This window comes from Coprococcus sp. HPP0074 (assembly GCF_964238105.1).
GTDB lineage: Bacteria > Bacillota > Clostridia > Lachnospirales > Lachnospiraceae > Faecalimonas > Faecalimonas umbilicata.
This window is the reverse complement of record NZ_CAXSKS010000007.1, coordinates 116196-134984: the sequence shown is the minus strand read 5'-3', so window position 1 is coordinate 134984 and position 18789 is coordinate 116196. Positions and strand designations below refer to the sequence as shown.

Genomic DNA, 18789 nt, shown 5'->3' with positions numbered 1-18789 from the left:
CATTTTCTATCATTATGATATGATACAAGGCGAAAATAATCAATGTTTTTAAGGAGAACGATCTATGAATCCAATGCAATTACTACAGATTAGAAATCTTTGGAACGGCTTCACCTCCAGACATCCAAAATTTCCGAAATTTATGAATGCCGTCTATCAGAATGGACTTTGCGAAGGAACCGTAATGGAAATCCAGATCCGCACACCTGACGGGAAAGAGTTTGCCTCCAATTTGAAAGTGACAAAAGAAGATCTGGAACTTGTTCAGCAAATGAGGTCGATGCGTTAAATCGACCTCATTTTTCACTAAAATCCCATCTCTTCATAGTCCTCTTTCATAAACCGGTGATAGATCACATGACTTCCTTCAAATTTGACACAATAATAATATGCATCCGGTTTCTGATCTGCAAAATAGATCAGCACATCGAATTCACTGTCCTTGATCTGCTCCACAACGGTATGATTGGAATACCTTTCACAGATTTCCAACAATTTTTCCAAAGTACATCCATGTACAGACACTGCTGTGATCCACTCCTTTAAAAATGGATTGTCCGGCACCTGCTCATGTACATAGACTGCCCCTTCTGGCGGAACACAGAGACAGAAACGGTCTTTTTTGTGAGATACTGTAACATTTCCCAAATGTTCTGTATGCCCTCCAAACCATTCCAGCTCCTGCTGCAGTTTTTCTATAGAAAGCTCTTTTCCCAACAACCGAAGTAAGGAATCCACCGGATAATACAGACGAATCGTCTCCTTCTGATACCCAAGCTTCATCTGCTCCTCTTTGATCAAGTCAATTAGGTTTTGTTCCAGTTTTTGATATTCCTGCTCCATATTTTTTATCCCCCTTTCTTTTCTTACCGGTATTCTTATAGTCTATATTGCCCCGAAAATGCTATTTGACCTTTCGTCCGGAAACATACTTTTCTGTAATGTGTCGGTCATCAGACAGATAGATCATGCGCTCCAGGCGGTCCCGCACGGTCAGTTCCTGCGGATGTGCAATGTTACTGTCGTCTAAAATCAGTGCATCAAACTCGTATCCTTCTTCAAAACTTCCAACCTTTCCAAAAAACGCCCCGCCGCCTTTTGTTCCAAGATAGAATGCCTCCTCCACAGTCAGCGGCTTCTGTGTATCATCCACAAGTCTCCAGCGCATTTTAGAACATTGGATCGCATCTGCCATCGCCCGGAAGATCGACGTACTGTATCCTGCTGCCATATCACTTCCAAGCCCGGTCGGGATTCCCTCTGATAAAAATCTTCTCACTGGTGCAATCCCTGAAGAAAGATTCATATTGGACTGCGGACAGTGCGCCACATATACCTGATTGTTCTTCATTTTTTCAATCTCATCTTCTTCCATCCAGATACAGTGTGCCATAATAGTAGGGCAGTCCCCGCCAAATAGTCCAAACTGTTCATATGCCTCGCTGTAATTTAACACATTCGGACAAAGCTCTTTCACCCACGCGATCTCACCTGGATTTTCAGATAAGTGAGACTGTACCGGCAGTTTTTTTTCTCTCTGTAGCTCTGCCAGCCCTCGCATCAGCTCATCTGTGCAGGAAGGGATAAACCGAGGTGTCAAAATCGGTCTGACATGTCGGAAACGTCCGTCCGTCTCTGCAAGCCATCTTTTCGTTTCTTCCAGCGATTTTTCTGCACTTTTTTCTTCCAGATCCTTCCCTCCGTTTCGATCCATATTCACCTTTCCCACATAGGCCGACAACCCGGATTTTTCCAGAAGTTCCATCAGAATCTTAGTTCCGTCCACATGCATTGTCGCAAAAATGACCGCTCTTGTCACATCACTTTTCTTCAGTTCTTCCACATACATCGTATATGCCCGTTTCGCATACACTTCATTGGAATACTTTGCTTCCTCAGGAAACGTATGTGTATTAAGCCACTCTAACAGCTCCAGATCCATACCAAGTCCTCGAAATGCATACTGCGGCGCATGCGCATGAAGATCCACCATCCCCGGAACAATCAGGGCATCCCCACAATCCTTCACCGGAAGCCCCTGATATTTCTCAGGGATTTCCGAAAATACCCCCGCACTCTTTCCATCTACACAAATAACATACTGTTGCTCGGCTACCCGCAGTCTGTCCATCGTCTCACTATAACAAATATTCCCTTTTAAAATAAAATCGGTCTTCATTTTGTTTCTTCCTCACTTTCCCAAACATTGTTGCCCGAAGTCTGTCACTCCATTCCGACAACTCCTATCTTTTTACGCAGAAAATGGGGCGATACAAAAAGTACACTGCCTCCTTGCATCTCCCCACTTATAGTCAACTATTCCGGTAGTTTGTAGAAACGTCCAACCAATCTTGAACATATATAAGTTCTGCCTATTGCTCCTTTATTATAAAAGATTCTGTTCCGGAAGTCAATTCGCCACAAAAACTTGTTTTCCTCTTCATAATATCTTGCCAAATTTTAGACCTTTAAAAATTTCATAAAATATTCCCTTGTCTTTTTCTTCTCACTTTTCTAGAATTCCTCTGCTTTTTTTGAAATTTCCTGCCTGAACCGGCAGACTGAATATGGACAATCCTGATACTGACTTTCTTTTCTTGTTTGAAAAACAGTATCAGGATTTTTTGATTTTTATCTTGTGAAATGCATTAGATATGCTTTAGATTTTACTCTTTCTGACCGCATTGCCTACCTTTTACAGACTCTGCTTCTGCGAGAAATGCTTCCATAGTATCTGACTTTGCCGCAAGCACCAGCCAGTTTCTCAATACTTCCAGATTTTGCTCTGTCTCAATCTGTTTTCGGAACATATCAGGAATCCTGCCTTTGCACTCCAAAATCGTACACAGCGAAAGTCTTGCACCTTCCGCTCTTCCTTCTTCTCTTCCCTCAATTCTCCCTTCTTTTCTTTCGTCTTTCAGCATCTCTTCCAAAATCATAAAACGCTCCTCCATCTCCCGGTCTCTCTTGATTTCTCGAATTGTTCTCTGCAGTTTTTCTACATAGTCATCGTGAAAATTTTGTTCGCTCTCCTGCAGTCCTGCTTTTACAAATCTTAAAAAGGTAACAAGTTCTTTTGGAACTTCGTCTTCATTGGTTTTCCTCCATTATGCAGAGGAATTCTATGAGAAAATTATAACATGTCCATTCTGCTTTCTGCAATCTCTATTCAGCCTTTACAGTTCCTTTTTCAATGTTTTCTTCCACAATTGCTTTCACGCATTCCCACACTGTTTTTGATGTCTCTTCCATTTTTTCATTCCGTTTGTAGATCTGTGACCGTTTCACCCCATGTTCTGCCCAACTTTTTCCACCAGATGCGTGGTTTAAAAGAAGTGGCTGGAAATTGTCAAGAAGGTGTGCATACTTTGCATCGCCCGTCTCGTATGCCTCAAATTCTTCCCAGAGTTCCCGAAAATAAGCGCCCTGATCTGCCGGTAGGATTCCGAAGATCCGATCTGCCGCCTTTTCTTCACGCGCTCTCTTTGTTGCTGCTCCGGCGCTGTCATATGCGTAAGTATCTCCTGCGTCAATTTCTACGAGATCATGGATCAGTACCATCGTCATAACTTTCAAAAGATCCACCTCTTCCTCTGCATGCTCCTGCAAAAGTACTGCCATCAGCGCAATGTGCCAGGAGTGTTCAGCATCATTTTCTTTTCTCTCACCATCGGCAAGATAGGTCTGCCGGAATATATTTTTTACTTTGTCTATCTCCATCAAAAATGCAATCTGCTGTTGTAATCTTTCATGCTTTTCCATCATTGGATCCTTCCTTTCCTTCTCGTGATCATACTTGTTATTACTATATCACACTCTCCCTTTTTTCACATCCCCAAATCACAGCAATCAAACCATCAAGCCATTTCAAAAAGCAAAACAAATCTGACTTTCTTCACCTCAAAAATATGTTCTCCCCACACTTGACAAAATGCCATAATATTTTTCAAAAACTCCTTACAAATCGTCAGTATTCCCCCTGACTCCCGGCAAAAAAGAAAACTGTCATGTATTTTATCCAACTGTTGTGTCCTTTCTTTCAACAATCAGATACCTGCCATGACAGTTTTCTTACGATTTTTTATTGTCTGTTATGAGTCTTTTTGTTTTCCGCTCTGTTTTTATGCATTTTTCTTCACGCGTTTTCTACAGCTTGTGTTCCTTCAGCCATTCGCTTGCATGTCCTGCAATCTCGCGGATACATCCGTCTTCTACCGGAGAGGCGAGTCCTACACCTGCTACCAGCCCGAGGAATGTATCTGTTCCGCCGCGCTGTACAAACATTTTATATTTTTCCCACGCCTGTTCCCAGTCTTTTTCAATCTCAAGCCAGAACTGTAATGCAACGGTCTGTGCAAGGCAGTAATCAATATAATAGAATGGTGTCAGATAAATATGGTTCTGTCTTTGCCATCCTGCACCTCTTCCATAGAATGGCATTCCTTCCAGATCAAGATATGGACGATACATCTTTTCTAATTTGAGCCATGCTTCGTTTCTCTCCGCTGGTGTCATTTCCGGATGTTCATATACAACCTGCTGGAAATGGTCGACAAGACATCCATATGGAATGAAGTTTAAAGTTCCCTCTAAATGAGACACTTCGTATTTCTTTGTCTGATGTTTAAAGAATAATTCATACCATGGTGTCGCAAAGAATTCCATCGACATGGAATGTGTCTCTGCCGCTTCCATCGACGGGAGATGCATATCGATCAGCTCGATATTTTTCTCTGCCATATATTCTGCAAATGCATGGCCTGCTTCATGTGTCAATACATCGACATCTCCGGCTGTTCCGTTGAAGTTTGAGAAGATAAATGGGCATCCATATCCCGGAATATCTGCACAGTAGCCACCGGTAGCCTTTCCTGGTTTTGCAACAACATCAAATAATTCTCTGTCAAACATCATTTTGATGAAATCCGCTGTCTCCGGCGACATCTCTGTATACATCTTTCTTCCGGCTTCCATGATCTCATCATAAGTTCCCTGCGGAATCGCATTTCCATCCGGGAACTGCAGGCTGTCATCGTAGATTTTCAGATCCTCTACTCCAATTCTTTCTGCCTGATTTTTCTTGATCTCACATACGATCGGGACAAGATCTCTTACGACCTGCTGACGGAAGTCTGCAATTGCCTCCGGCGCATAGCAGTTTCTCTGGCGACGGACATAGCCAAGTTCTACGAAATTTTTCATTCCAAGACGGTGTGCCTGCTCGGTACGGTTCTTAACAAGCTTGTCAAAAATTTCATCCAACTCTCCTTGATGTTCATCAAAGAATTTTCCTGTAGCCTCATACGCTGCTTTTCTTACTTCTCTGTCCTGACTCTGCATATAAGGTCCTAACTGAGACAGATTGTATTTTTCTCCGTTGAACTCAATCTGTGCACTTGCAAGCAGTGACTGGTACTGTGTCTGCAGTGTACTTTCTTCCTGTAACAATTCCGTAATCTCCGGAGAAAATCCTTTCATAGAAAGTTCTAGATTGATAAATAACACTTTCCCCAGCTTTTCTTCCAGTTCTTTTCTGAACGGAGATGCTAACAATACTTTGTTATACTTCTGCATCTCCTCTTCCAGCATTGGTCCGATATGATCATTGTATTCTCTTTCCTTTGCGTAAAATTCATCTTTTGTATTAATCGTATAACGAATATACACGAGGGAGTCTGCAGTAGCGATTTCTTTCTTGACATCATTCATCTCATAGACTGCCTGCACCTGTTCTTCCACAGACTGTGCATGTTTCAATTTCTCTGTGATCTCCTGAATCTTCTTCTTTGTCTCCTCAAGATCAATTCTTTTGTAAATAAATTCACTGAACTTCATCACTTTTACCCCTTTCTGGACCCTTATTTTATAAAAGAGCATACCGGATTTTCTCCGCTTAAATGGAACTATTTTCCTAGTCTCTATAAAATCATTGCCTTTTTTTATTATACTATACTTCTTCTCTCTTTTCCAGCAGAACAATCTCTTTCTCGGATCCGGCTCTGTTGTCAAAATTGCAGATCACCTTCCACTCTTTATTGGGATTGTAATCGTCACCTGCGCTCCTCCCATTGCATCCGAATTTTCTAAACATAAACGCCCTCCTTGCTGCTCAACAAACCTGCTTGCAATTGCCAAACCCATACCATAATGATTGCGCTGTCCGCGACTTTTATCTCCCCTGTAAAACTGTTCCGTTCCCCTAAACAGCTCCTCTTCTGAAAATCCAGGCCCATCATCTTCCGTGACAAATATTGTTTGTTCTTCCTCTATGCAGACCGTAAGCCGGATCCTTCCCCCTTCCTTTCCATATTCGACACTGTTTGCAATGATATTCATCCATGCCCGGTAAATAGATTCTTCTTCCATATCCAACACAAAGTTTTCCAAACAATTTTCAGGAATTTCTCTCACACTGACTGTCATCTGCCTAGTCTTTGCAAGTGTGTCTGCCTGCTTTTTTATTTTTTCTGTAAATCGTAATAGATCTGTCTTTGTTTTTGCCGTCGTCTGATTTCTTTCTGAAAGCAGCATCTCCTGAAGTACTTGAAGATAATTTTCTATTGTTTTCGTCTCTTCGCGAATTTCTTCGGCATACTCTTTTACTTCCGCAAGTTCCTCCGCTTCCAGTGTCAATTCTGCATTCCCCCGGAGAATGGTCAGTGGCGTCTTAATATCATGTGCAAGCGCCGCCATCTGCTCCTTTCGCATCTGCTCCATATTCCACTGTCTGTGCAGCGATTGTTTGAGTGCTTCCCTCATCTGATCCATGGATTGTAACACTGCATCGATTTCCAGTACTTTTGAAGATTTTCTTTCAAAATTAAGTTCCTGTTGACTGATATTTTCAGTCACCTGCTCCAACGAAGAAATTTCCCGCGAAATAATCCTTCCAAACCTTTTTGCCAGCCATATGAGATACAAGAAAAATAAAATGACTGTCACTCCTATCAAGGTCCAGTCTGCCGCCGGAAAATACTGTCGTAAAAACTTGTTCGTATAGCTGGAAACCATGCGGTACTTCACAATGCATACTTCTCTTTCCCTGTCAAAACTTCGAAAATAATACCCCTCTTTTCCTCTCTCTCCTTCTCTATAAATCTCCCACGCGTCTTCCCGCTCTTCTTTTTCAAATGTTCCATAAAGGTATGTTCCCTCTCGATCATACACTCCGTACCGACATGTCTCCGGAATCAGATCTTCCGTCACCCGCTCTGCTGACTGAATCTGTCTGGCACGTCCTGTAAGCATTCCTTCCGCATAATTTGCCGGAAGAATCCATCCTGTCTCTATCCCTGCGGAAAACAGCAACAGTGCAGCTGTCAAAATCACCACTGCACCAATCATAACCCAGACTGCATACCGGATAAAAAAGGTATGCAGTCGTATTTTCCTTTTTAATTCCATCGATACCCCATCCCCCAGACGGTCTCAATTGGCTCCGCCTGTACTTTTATTAATTTCGCTCGGATATTTTTAATATGTTCTGTGATCGCTGAGGCGTCACTTTCTCCTTCATAGCCAAATACTGCCTCATAGATCTGTTCCCGCGACAGTGTCTGTCCGTGATGAAGCGCCAGATATTCACAAATCTGATACTCGCTTTTTGTCAGCGGAACTTTCTGATCTTTTGCCATCACTTTTTTTGCCTGCATATAAAAATGAAGCCCGGATACCGCGAACACCTGCTTCTTCTCCCGCAGTTCTCTTCGCAGGTGCGCCTGCACCCTCGCCCGAAGTTCTCCAAGTCCGAACGGTTTGCAAATATAATCATCTGCTCCGGAACCAAGTCCTGCCATCAGATCTTCCTCGAGTGTCTTTGCTGTCAGAAATACAATTGGGCAATCCACAGTTTCTCGAATCTCCCTGCACAAAGTAAAGCCATCGATGCCAGGCATCATCACATCCAATAAAATCAAGTCATATCGGGACAACTCCATCTGTCTTACCACTTCCCCATCCTGGACAGTCTGTACGATATGCCCATCTTTTTCCAGTGCTTTCCTTATGATCTGGAGAATCTTTGCCTCATCATCCACTGCAAGAATCTTTGCCATTTTTATTCCACTTCCTTCTTTCCTTCATAGTATGAAAACCAGACAAAAAACGCCGTTAGAAAAGCAACTGTCATTCCTGCGCTCATCCACACCCCGGTTCTTAGATCTGACGTTATTTCCATTATGAATTTCTCCTTATAATATATCATATATCTCAACAGTTGTGTTCCCCAGGCAAACGGACAATACATCCAAATTCCCTCTCCCATTCCGGTAAGAAACAGCGCCGAAAGCATACTCTCCACAATCCCTGCCCCTATAACAACTCCCTTATGCCACTTTAGACTCAGAAAAAAATGGATGACATAAATAGCAATCTGCGTTCCAAGAAGTATAAAAACTGACTCCACAGTAAAAAGTAGTAACTCGCCACTGAAAGATTCTCCAGAATACAGATAGATCCCTACCAGATAACTTCCAAGCGCCAGCAGTGTTCCCATTGCTCCAAGCAGCAGCAATGCCACCAATTTCACGCCCCCTGCACGGCACTTTCCTGCTACTCCTCCCAAGAGCACCTGCATATTTCCGGCATCCACTTCCATCTCTGTTCCAAGCGCGCACACAATTCCGCTCAGTGTCGGAAATGCAAGACTTAAAATTTCCAGAAACTCCCCGATACTCTTTACATTCATATGCAACGCCCCAAGTCCCTTATAATACCAGAGAACAATTCCTGTTCCAACTATCGGTACCAGTATATGCATCCAGAAAAGTGTAGTCCGTTTCATTTTTACAAATTCTGCACGCAGCATTTACTTCATCCCCTTTCTCTCATAGACCCGGATACTAATTTCTGTGACAACAACAAAGCATAGGCAAGTGACCACAAGTCCCGGCAAAATACTTTCCCATGACAGAAGTTGCGGGGAAAATGTGATGTTTCCCGGCTCTGCCGGAAGCCCATTTGGCAATATTTTTAGTACCGGACACATCAGACGCGCCGGAACTGCATATGGAATCAGCCACATCCTTTCGGTTGCAAAATTAGCACTCAAGATAATATTTGCTACCATATTGATCAAAATTGTGGCTACAGTTCCGCATTTCTGCTCCAGAAGAAGGCAAAGTGGAATCTGCCATGCGTATGTCAGAAACAGTAACACTCCTGCAAACAGCGCATGAAAAATCGTAATGGTATCTGAATATTTCGCCTGGAATATCTGTCCTGCCACAAACGTCAAAATACACTGTACTATGCATGCCAAAAACAACCACAGACTGCAATAAAAAATCTTGATCAGCCTTACCCTTTTTAGTGACACCGGAAGTGTAAACACCGCCTTTTCGCCAAGCTTTCTATCTTTCTCTCCGCAGCTGCAGGAAACAATGGAAAGCATTGCCGGAAGCAAAAACATATACCACCAATTAAAACTAGTCAAAACTACATACGCTGGAGACAACTTAATGCCAAGCAGCAATGTCAAAAGCGGCGCCACAAGAAACGCTTTCCCCAAGAAAGTATGTCGGTACTTCATCTGTTCTGCACAAAGATCATTCCACATCTCTACTACTCCTTTCTGCCTGCCCCGGCAATCTCCATAAACAGACTCTCCAGCTTTTCCTCATGAGGCATTTCTCCCTGATAGCCTAACACTCCATCGGCAATAATTCCGATATCATCCGCCACCTGAGACACTTCACTTAAAATATGACTTGACACAATGACAGTAATTCCTTTTTGTGGAAATTCCTGAATCATCTGTCTAAGATCCTGGATTCCGATTGGATCCAGACCGTTGGTCGGTTCATCTAGGATCAAAAGTTTCGGATGATTTAAAAGAGCGATCGCAAGCCCAAGTCTCTGCTTCATTCCCATAGAAAATTTCCCTGCACGTTTCTTTCCAGTCTGTGTCAGTCCGACGGTCTCCAGCACCTCATCAATCCTTTCCTCGGGAAGACCGAGCATCCGTGTACGCACTTTCAGATTTTCCCTCGCAGACAAGTTTCCATAGATTGCCGGCGATTCGATCAGAGAACCAATCTTATTTAATGACTTCCTGCTCCATACTTCGCCATCCACCAGAATACTCCCCTGAGTCGGACGGACGATTCCCGCAATCATTTTCAGCAGTGTCGATTTTCCTGCCCCATTTGCACCAAGCAGGCCATAGACGGTATTCTCCCGCACCTGAATAGAGACTGCATTGACTGCTTTCTGCTCTCTGTAAATTTTGCTAAGTTCCCTTGTTTCTAATATATTTTTCTGCATTTTTTTACCTCCTGCAATGAATTTATCTTCATTGTAGAAGCTAATTCTAAGGAAATAATAAGGATTTTCTATTTTTTATTCCAGCAACTAGTCGTCATCCAAATATAAAACTAAATTAACTAGTACCAATTCGTTGTCAAAAATGCTATAATATTAAAAACTTTTCACCGATAGAATGTGCAACTTTTCCAAATCAAACAAGCATCTCTATCGTATATTTCTTCTGATCACTCATACAAATCTATTACTGAAAGGAGTTTATAGACATGTTTAAAATTTTTAAGAAACACCCGAAAACTTTATGGATCTCTATGCAGGATGTTCTTGCCATCATAAAAAGTGACTATGACAAATCCTGGCCATTTGAGATTATAGAATTCCGCTATGGGGGCACAACACACCGCATGGGCGCCTATGTAGAAGAGTTAGACGAAAAATTTTATAATAAGATTAAACAAGAAGAAATCCATTTCGTGTTTGATGAACAAACTTACACTTCCTTCGAGGAATTCGTAAAGTCTGTTCATATAAATGGAATCCCGATCACCGATGTGCTCGGTCCAATTGAAGTCCTGCAGGCAGGGATCGTCAACGGAGAAGCGATGTTGAGTTCTCCATGGGGCGAAAAAAGACTTAGTGCGCATGCGATTGAAAAAGAATAATTTTCTGCTTGACAAACATTCCTCTATCGTTTATTTTAAACTTGAACAAGGTTCATTTTAGAAGGAGGTTTTTATGAATCCAACAGTTACTTCAAAAGAAGAAATCATTGCCGCCTGCCAGAAGATTGCAAAAGAGCGGGGACTGGAAGCAATCAGCATGCGCTCGGTTGCCTCTGAATGTGGCATGGCAGTTGGTTCCGTCTACAATTATTTTTCCTCTAAATCAGAACTTCTCTGTGCAGCGATTGAGAATATCTGGAAAGATATTTTCCACATGTCTGCAAGCCAGTGTGCTTTTTCCGATTTTGTAGAATGTCTTAACTGGCTTTTTGACAGTGTACAGAGAGGAAGTCAGATGTATCCTGAATTTTTCTCCCGGCATGCAATGGTTTTTGCTTCTGAAGATCAGAAAGCCGGACATCAGATGATGCAGAAATATTTCCGCCATTTAGAGGAAAACCTTCTGAACGTACTGCGCAGAGATCCAAATGTCCGGGAGGATGCATTTGACGAAGTGCTTACTCCTGAATTATTTATCAGCTATGTACTGGAATTATTCGTCTCCTCTGTATTTCATTTTCAGAAAGACTACCGCGGAATCCTTGAGATTGTCCGCCGCTGTCTCTATGCCCCTGCTCACTAACTGCTATGTTTTTGTGCAGCGGGAACTGCAAATGGAAAGAGTGAGAGTTTACTATACATGAAACTGAACATCGTTCATCATTTTCTTTCACAGGAGGTATGCTTATGAAAATTAAAAAACGAAATCTGCTGCTTCTCGCAGCAATCGTCTGGATGATTGCCGGATTTAACATCCTGCGCATCGGAATAGAGACTTATGTAGCTTACAAAAGCGTGATCAACTTTATACTTTCGCTTCTTGTATTTCTTTTCTTCTGGTTCATGATCTTTTGCAAACTGACTGTAAAGCACACAGACCGTATTCAGAATTATCAGGAAGAGCGACAGTTTTTTCTTAACTTTTTTGATCTGAAGTCATTTCTGATCATGGCTTTTATGATCACATTTGGGATCACGATCCGCACATTCCACTTATTGCCGGACAGATTTATCGCTGTGTTTTATACCGGGCTGGGCGCGGCGCTGTTTCTTGCAGGGATCACTTTTGGTCGGAACTACATTTTTTTCAAAAAAACAGAAACTGCAAATTAGCTTTTTCACATATTATTTTTCTATTAGGAGGTTCTATTTTATATGAGCACAGAAAAGCACACACACATTACCACAGTGAAAACATTAATGACCGCTTCTATCATCTATTTTTTCTGCTCCATGGCAGGAGGGGTTTTCTACCGAGAATTTACAAAACTCTTTGATTTCACCGGGAAAACAACTCTTGGCGTGATACACGGACATCTGCTCGTTCTCGGAACATTTTTCTTTCTTCTTCTTGCAGTGCTCTGCAAATTTACTGCACTTGGAGACCAAAAACTGTTCCAAAAATTTTTTCTCATCTATAACATTGCATTCCCTTTGATGGCTGTCACGCTTCTCATACGCGGAATCGTGCAAGTAACAGGCTATCCAATGACACGCATGTTAAACGGTATGCTCTCTGGATTTGCAGGACTTTCCCACATTTTCCTTGCAGTAGCACTTTTTCTGTTACTGCTCGCTGTAAAAAGAGAACTTTGTAACGAAAGCGCCAAATAATTTCTTGCGAAAGTTCTCCTTGACAAATGTAACTTTTTCTCTTATCCTTTAGCAAGGGAATGAAGTTCTCCCTTAGTAAATACTAAAACCGCCAGGTGGAGCGTGCCTCCCCTGATTGCTGATGACTTCTGCTTTTTGCAGGACTCATCAGCTTTTTTATTACATCATTTTCTATCGGAAAGGAGAAAAACAAATGTTATTTAGTATTTCTGTTCTATTGCTGCTAGGCATGTCACTCGGTGCCCTCTGCAAAAAGCTACACCTTCCGGCGCTGACCGGAATGCTGATCACCGGAATCTTTCTCGGTCCTTATGCACTTGATCTGATTGATGCTTCCATTTTATCCGTATCCGCTGATCTTCGCAGGATTGCTCTGATCATTATTTTAATCCGGGCAGGATTGTCATTGAATCTGGATGATTTAAAAAAAGTCGGACGTCCCGCAATTTTAATGTGCTTTGTGCCTGCCTGCTTTGAGATGGCAGGAATGATATTGCTTGCCCCAAAACTGCTTGGCATCTCACTGCTTGATGCAGCGATTCTTAGCTCTGTCATTGCCGCTGTTTCCCCTGCTGTCATCGTTCCGAACATGGTGAAACTTATGGAGGAAGGCTATGGCACAAAAAAAGGAATCCCTCAACTGATCTTAGCCGGGGCTTCCGTCGATGATGTATTTGTAATCGTTGTGTTTACCGCCTTTACCAGTCTTGCTGCCGGAGACTCTGTGTCCATCAGAAGTTTTGTCAATATTCCAATATCCATTTTTCTCGGAATAATATCAGGGCTTGGAATCGGACTGCTCCTTTCAGTTTTCTTTCACCGAATTCACATGCGAGATACTGCAAAAGTAATCATTTTCCTCTGTATCTCTTTTTTGCTTGTCACACTGGAAGATCACTGTGCAAATGTAATTCCTTTTGCTTCCCTGATTGCGGTAATGACAATCGGTGTCTCCCTGCAGCAGAAAAATCAGGCACTTTCCCTCCGGCTCTCCTTAAAATTTAATAAACTATGGGTTGGAGCAGAGATTATACTCTTTGTCCTTGTCGGTGCAACTGTCGATCTTCGCTATCTGAAGTCAGCCGGAGGAACCGCTGTTCTTCTGCTCCTCCTTGTTCTTCTCTTTCGGATGTCAGGTGTCTTTCTCTGTCTTGCAGGAACAGATCTTACAAAAAAAGAACGACTTTTCTGCATGATAGCCTACACTCCAAAGGCAACCGTCCAGGCAGCTATCGGTGGAATCCCTCTCGCTCTTGGACTTTCCTGCGGAAATCTCGTCCTCACCGTTGCCGTTGTCTCCATACTACTGACAGCACCGCTTGGAGCCTTCTGTATCGAAAACAGTTATCAAAAACTTTTGACCCATTAATCTTTCATTATTGAAACGACAAAAGTCCGGAAAACCTGATATCAATTCCAGGTTTCCGGACTTTTATATAAAATATTATTCGAGCTCAAATGCTCCTGTATATAACTGATAATATTTTCCTTTTTGTGCGATCAATGTCTCATGGTCTCCTCTTTCGATAATATTTCCATGCTCTAATACCATGATCACATCCGAATTCCGCACAGTGGAGAGACGGTGCGCAATGACAAATACCGTTCTTCCTTCCATCAGCGCATCCATTCCGCGCTGTACGATTGCCTCTGTACGTGTATCAATCGAAGAAGTCGCCTCATCCATAATCATTACCGGAGGATCTGCGACTGCCGCGCGTGCAATTGCAATGAGCTGCCGCTGTCCCTGAGAAAGGCTCGCCCCGTTTTCCGTAAGCGGTGTATGATACCCTTCTGGAAGACGCGTGATAAAATCATGCGCACCAGCAAGTTTTGCAGCCGCAATACACTCTTCTTCTGTCGCATCTAGCTTTCCATAACGGATATTGTCCATAACAGTTCCGGTAAAAAGATTTGTCTCCTGCAAAATCACCCCAAGTGAACGGCGCAAATCTGCTTTTTTAATCTTATTGATGTTGATTCCATCATAACGAATCTTTCCATCTGCAATATCATAAAAACGGTTGATCAGATTTGTGATCGTTGTCTTTCCTGCTCCAGTAGAACCTACAAATGCCACTTTTTGTCCCGGCTCTGCATAAAGTGTGATATTATGAAGTACTGTCTTTTCCGGTACATATCCAAAGTCCACATCAAACATCCGGACATCTCCCGTTAACTTTGTATAAGTCACGGTTCCATCTTGGTGTGGATGCTTCCATGCCCACAGTCCAGTATGTTCTTCACACTCTATAATCTCTCCATGCTCTTCTCTTGCATTGACCAATGTCACATAACCTTCATCAACTTCTGGCTCTTCATCGATCAATGTAAAAATACGGTCTGCACCTGCAAGTCCCATTACAACTGAATTGACCTGATTTGACACCTGGCTGATATTTCCCGCAAACTGCTTTGTCATATTTAAAAACGGAACAACAATGCTGATTCCGATCGCCATACCGGAAATACTCAGGTTTGGAGCTTTAGAAAGAAGCAAAATTCCTCCAGTCAACGCAACAGCAACATACAAAATATTTCCAATATTTCCCAGTACCGGCATCAGAATATTTGCAAACTTATTGGCATTTTCCGCATCGTGAAACAATTCCTCATTGAGACGATCAAAATCTGCCTCGCTTTCTCTCTCATGGCAGAAAACCTGTACAACTTTCTGTCCATTCATAATCTCTTCTACAAAACCTTCCACTTTTCCCAGTGCGACTTGCTGGCGCACAAAATATTTTGCAGAATTTCCCCCAACTTTCTTCGTTACAAAAAACATCAGGATCACGCCGCATACAACAACAATCGTCATCCACACACTGAAGTACAGCATAATTGAGAATACGGTCAGCACTGTAATAGAAGAGATCAAAAGCTGCGGAATACTCTGCGATACCATCTGACGCAGTGTATCAATGTCGTTTGTGTAATAGCTCATGATATCTCCATGATTATGTGTATCAAAATATCTGACTGGAAGATCCTGCATTCCATTGAACATTTTTACACGAAGCTTTTTCAAAAATCCCTGCGTGATTCCCGCCATCATCTGGGTATAAGTGATCGCGGACAAAATGGACAAGATATAAAATACAAGAAGCAGCCCTACATAATAGAAAACTTTTCCGGAAACAGCATCCCAGTCTCCGCTCTTCCAGCTTGTCTCTACGATCGCGATGACATTCTGCATGAAAATAGCTGGAATGGAAGAGACAACTGCACTGAAAATAATACAGAACAGTACGATCGGCATCTTAACCGGATAAAACTCAAACAATGTCTTGATCAGACGTCCCAGTGTTCCTTTTTTTGCTCTGCTTGGTCCCTTATTTTTCATCGTCATCACCTGCCTTATTCTGAGATGTATATACTTCTCTGTAAATCTCATTGTGTTTCAGAAGTTCCTCATGTGTTCCGACTGCATTGATCGTACCGCCGTCCATGACAATGATCCGGTCTGCATCCTGCACGGAGGAGGTTCTCTGAGCAATGATGATCTTTGTCGTCTCCGGAATGAATTCGCGGAATGACTGGCGGATCAATGCATCCGTCTTCGTATCTACTGCACTCGTCGAATCATCCAGAATCAGAATCTTCGGTTTCTTTAGAAGCGCTCTTGCAATACAGAGACGCTGTTTCTGTCCACCGGACACGTTCGTTCCTCCCTGCTCGATATGGGTATCATATCCTGCCGGGAACTGTCTGATAAATTCATCTGCCTGTGCCAGTTTACATGCCTCGATCAGTTCCTCGTCCGTTGCTTCCTTATTTCCCCACCGAAGATTTTCCTTAATCGTACCGGAGAATAGAATATTTTTCTGCAATACAACAGATACCTGATTTCTCAAAGTCTCCAGATCATACTCCTTGACATCGCGGCCACCGACTTTAACACATCCCTCCGTCACATCATACAAACGGGAGATTAACTGGATCAAAGAAGATTTCGAAGACCCGGTTCCTCCAATGACACCGATCGTCTCACCAGATTTGATATGCAGATCGATATTGGCAAGCGCCATCTTCTCTGCATTTTTTGAATATTTGAAATTTACCTTATCAAAATCGATCGAACCATCTCTGACTTCATAAACTGGATGCTCCGGATTCTTGATCGTGCTCTCTTCGGAAAGTACTTCCACGATACGTTTCGCAGACTCGCTTGCCATTGTGATCATAACAAAAACCATAGAAATCATCATCAGACTGCTCAGAATCTGGAAACTATATGTAAGCAGTGCAGAAAACTGTCCTACATCCAGGTCAAGCCCTCTTGATGAGATGATCACATAAGACCCGAAAGAAAGTACAAAGATCATTACTGCATACATGCAAAACTGCATCAGTGGATTGTTGAATGCCAAAATTTTCTCTGCTCTTGTAAAATCCTGACAGATATCATCTGCTGCCGCCCCGAATTTTTCTTTTTCATATTCTTCACGGACATAAGATTTCACAACACGGATTCCCTTTACATTCTCCTGAATAGAATTGTTCAGGCGATCATATTTCTTAAAGACTTTCCGAAACAGCGGCATCGTCAGACGGATGATCAGCGCCAGTCCCACACCAAGTACCGGAACAAGAATCACAAAGATCCATGCCATCTTTCCTCCCATAATAAATGCCATTGTAAAGGAAAAAATCAACATCAGCGGACATCGAATTGCAATTCGGATAATCATCATATACGCCATCTGCACATTCATCACGTCTGTCGTAAGTCTCGTCACTAAAGACGAGGTAGAAAACCGATCGATATTCTTAAACGAATACGTCTGAATTTTGTAGAACATATCTTTTCTTAAGTTTTTGGCAAATCCGCAGGAGCCGGTCGCTGCCGCTGTCCCTGCCATCACACCAAATACCAGCGAAACTGCTGCCATCACAAGCAGGATCGATCCATATGTTGCAATCACGGAAAAACTGCATCCAGCCTTAATTTCATTCACAAGCTGGGCGATGATGAACGGAATGATACATTCCATAACTACTTCCAGTGATACATAAATCGGTGCTTTGATCGAAGCTGCCTTATACTCTCTGATACATTTTGAAAGTTCTTTTATCACTTCACATTCCTCCTGTTTCCTAATTTTCGTAAAAACAAGGTATCTCAACTTCAATTGTTAGATACCTTACTTTCTTATTATAACACTATAAAATTTAATTTGCAAGGTTCCTAACATTATTTTCTTGCATCTTTTTTGCCTTCGATTCCAAAAAAAAGAAGGCCTGCATCCTCGCAATCATTCCCCTCCAGCAGATACGTTTCTTTCCACTTTCCTGCTATCTGAAAATTGCATGCGGTTCTGCATGACCTCTCTTTACTTTTTTATTCTCCTCCGAGCTTATTGGCAATCAGCCATCCAAGTCCGAATGTGATTACTCCGGCTCCGATCGTAAATACGGAAACACCTGACCAATTCGTCTTCATCAGAATCGCAATCGGTGATGCGACGATCAGACCGATAATTCCATAATAAGCATGAATCTCTGCTTTTGAAAAAATGAATTCAATCAATTTTGCAATCACACCGATTCCGATCAGCACACCAACTCCAAACGGCGCAAGTACACCAACTCCCTGCATCAGTCCTGCCATATCGAATTTCACAAGTGAATCTACAAATAAATTAATCGTCTTTAAAATTACATCATAATATCCAAGCAGCATCAGCATCATCGAACCACTGACTCCCGGCACAACCATCGTTGCCGCCGCAACAACCCCTACAAAGAATAACTTAATTACATTGACAAGCCCAAATGTGACATCCGCTGTCTTTCCTCCGGTCTCTCCAAGCATCGCCATCAGAATCACGATTGCAAAAAAGACAAGAAATGGAATTATTTTCCCGATTGTGACTGAATGTCCTTTCACCTTCTTTACAATAAATGGAAGACTTCCAATGATCAGACCGCAAAACGCAAAGTTCGTCGGGATTGGATATGTATCAAGTAAGAATTCAAACAATTTCGACAATACGACAATTGCAATTCCTGCCCCAGCAAAAATTGGGATCAGAAGCTTCATACTTTGTTTAAACTCGCTCTTCAAGTGGGTAATTGAATGAATCAGCTTGTCATACAGTCCCATAGCGACCATCATTGTTCCACCGCTGACTCCCGGAATGATATTCGCAATTCCGACAACCATTCCCTGCAATATTTGTTTCAGCAT

General features: G+C 42.4%; 19 protein-coding genes and 2 riboswitches. Of the genes, 6 read left to right on the top strand and 13 right to left on the bottom strand.

The features are described from left to right. Positions 1-64 precede the first annotated feature (64 nt). Positions 65-289, top strand: a complete 225-nt coding sequence (locus ACESPO_RS10210) for a hypothetical protein (RefSeq protein WP_009262380.1) — start codon at positions 65-67, stop codon at positions 287-289. Between the two features lie 17 nt (positions 290-306). Here the strand turns inward: ACESPO_RS10210 and ACESPO_RS10205 are convergent, their stop codons facing one another. The 10 genes from ACESPO_RS10205 to ACESPO_RS10160 form a co-directional block, all read right to left on the bottom strand. Next, positions 307-843, bottom strand: a complete 537-nt coding sequence (locus ACESPO_RS10205; protein WP_009262381.1) for a DUF3877 family protein — start codon at positions 841-843, stop codon at positions 307-309. Positions 844-904: 61 nt separating this feature from the next. Further along, the gene (locus tag ACESPO_RS10200; protein ID WP_499788777.1) at positions 905-2179 is read right to left on the bottom strand and encodes an amidohydrolase family protein; all 1275 of its coding nucleotides are present in this window, start codon (positions 2177-2179) and stop codon (positions 905-907) included. A gap of 110 nt (positions 2180-2289) precedes the next feature. Beyond that, a riboswitch (purine riboswitch) is annotated at positions 2290-2385 on the bottom strand. A gap of 281 nt (positions 2386-2666) precedes the next feature. Next, complete coding sequence (locus ACESPO_RS10195) at positions 2667-2954, bottom strand: RpnC/YadD family protein (protein ID WP_207637107.1); 288 nt, start codon at positions 2952-2954, stop codon at positions 2667-2669. 211 nt (positions 2955-3165) lie between these two features. Further along, positions 3166-3765, bottom strand: a complete 600-nt coding sequence (locus ACESPO_RS10190) for an HD domain-containing protein (protein ID WP_009262384.1) — start codon at positions 3763-3765, stop codon at positions 3166-3168. A gap of 381 nt (positions 3766-4146) precedes the next feature. Continuing rightward, on the bottom strand, positions 4147-5835 hold the full coding sequence (locus ACESPO_RS10185) for a M3 family oligoendopeptidase (protein WP_499788776.1): 1689 nt from the start codon (positions 5833-5835) through the stop codon (positions 4147-4149). 183 nt (positions 5836-6018) lie between these two features. Next, positions 6019-7404, bottom strand: a complete 1386-nt coding sequence (locus ACESPO_RS10180) for a sensor histidine kinase (RefSeq protein ID WP_270458109.1) — start codon at positions 7402-7404, stop codon at positions 6019-6021. Beyond that, positions 7395-8054: a response regulator transcription factor gene (locus ACESPO_RS10175; RefSeq protein WP_008974907.1), complete on the bottom strand. Its 660-nt coding sequence runs from the start codon at positions 8052-8054 to the stop codon at positions 7395-7397. The genes ACESPO_RS10180 and ACESPO_RS10175 overlap by 10 nt, the downstream gene beginning before the upstream one ends. A 2-nt stretch (positions 8055-8056) precedes the next feature. Then, positions 8057-8806: a lantibiotic immunity ABC transporter MutG family permease subunit gene (locus ACESPO_RS10170; protein WP_317344454.1), complete on the bottom strand. Its 750-nt coding sequence runs from the start codon at positions 8804-8806 to the stop codon at positions 8057-8059. Continuing rightward, positions 8807-9556 carry a lantibiotic immunity ABC transporter MutE/EpiE family permease subunit gene (locus ACESPO_RS10165; protein WP_349160073.1) on the bottom strand — a complete coding sequence of 250 codons (750 nt, stop codon included), beginning with the start codon at positions 9554-9556 and terminating at the stop codon, positions 8807-8809. Between the two features lie 5 nt (positions 9557-9561). Continuing rightward, positions 9562-10263, bottom strand: a complete 702-nt coding sequence (locus ACESPO_RS10160) for a lantibiotic protection ABC transporter ATP-binding protein (protein WP_270196517.1) — start codon at positions 10261-10263, stop codon at positions 9562-9564. A 266-nt stretch (positions 10264-10529) separates the two neighbouring features. Here ACESPO_RS10160 and ACESPO_RS10155 point away from each other — a divergent pair, with 266 nt between their 5' ends. From ACESPO_RS10155 to ACESPO_RS10135, 5 genes are all read left to right on the top strand, one after another. After that, positions 10530-10925 (top strand): hypothetical protein, encoded by a 396-nt coding sequence (locus ACESPO_RS10155; RefSeq protein ID WP_119987722.1) that lies wholly within the window; start codon positions 10530-10532, stop codon positions 10923-10925. Positions 10926-10998: 73 nt separating this feature from the next. Further along, a complete protein-coding gene (locus ACESPO_RS10150) occupies positions 10999-11568 on the top strand; it encodes a TetR/AcrR family transcriptional regulator (protein WP_117576599.1) in 570 nt (189 codons plus the stop codon). Positions 11569-11672: 104 nt separating this feature from the next. Continuing rightward, positions 11673-12098 (top strand): hypothetical protein, encoded by a 426-nt coding sequence (locus ACESPO_RS10145; RefSeq protein WP_117576600.1) that lies wholly within the window; start codon positions 11673-11675, stop codon positions 12096-12098. A 42-nt stretch (positions 12099-12140) separates the two neighbouring features. Continuing rightward, entirely contained in the window at positions 12141-12599 is a 459-nt protein-coding gene (locus ACESPO_RS10140; protein ID WP_016438340.1) for a DUF2871 domain-containing protein, read from the top strand. A gap of 46 nt (positions 12600-12645) precedes the next feature. Then, positions 12646-12737: riboswitch (Fluoride riboswitch) on the top strand. Between the two features lie 55 nt (positions 12738-12792). Then, positions 12793-13968: a cation:proton antiporter domain-containing protein gene (locus ACESPO_RS10135; protein WP_016438339.1), complete on the top strand. Its 1176-nt coding sequence runs from the start codon at positions 12793-12795 to the stop codon at positions 13966-13968. A 75-nt stretch (positions 13969-14043) separates the two neighbouring features. Here ACESPO_RS10135 and ACESPO_RS10130 read toward each other — a convergent pair whose 3' ends face one another. The 3 genes from ACESPO_RS10130 to ACESPO_RS10120 form a co-directional block, all read right to left on the bottom strand. After that, on the bottom strand, positions 14044-15948 hold the full coding sequence (locus ACESPO_RS10130) for an ABC transporter ATP-binding protein (RefSeq protein WP_499788775.1): 1905 nt from the start codon (positions 15946-15948) through the stop codon (positions 14044-14046). Next, positions 15932-17677, bottom strand: a complete 1746-nt coding sequence (locus tag ACESPO_RS10125; RefSeq protein WP_119987710.1) for an ABC transporter ATP-binding protein — start codon at positions 17675-17677, stop codon at positions 15932-15934. Before ACESPO_RS10125 ends, ACESPO_RS10130 begins: the two co-directional genes overlap by 17 nt. Positions 17678-17940: 263 nt before the next feature. After that, positions 17941-18789 carry a DUF368 domain-containing protein gene (locus ACESPO_RS10120; protein WP_009262397.1) on the bottom strand — a complete coding sequence of 283 codons (849 nt, stop codon included), beginning with the start codon at positions 18787-18789 and terminating at the stop codon, positions 17941-17943.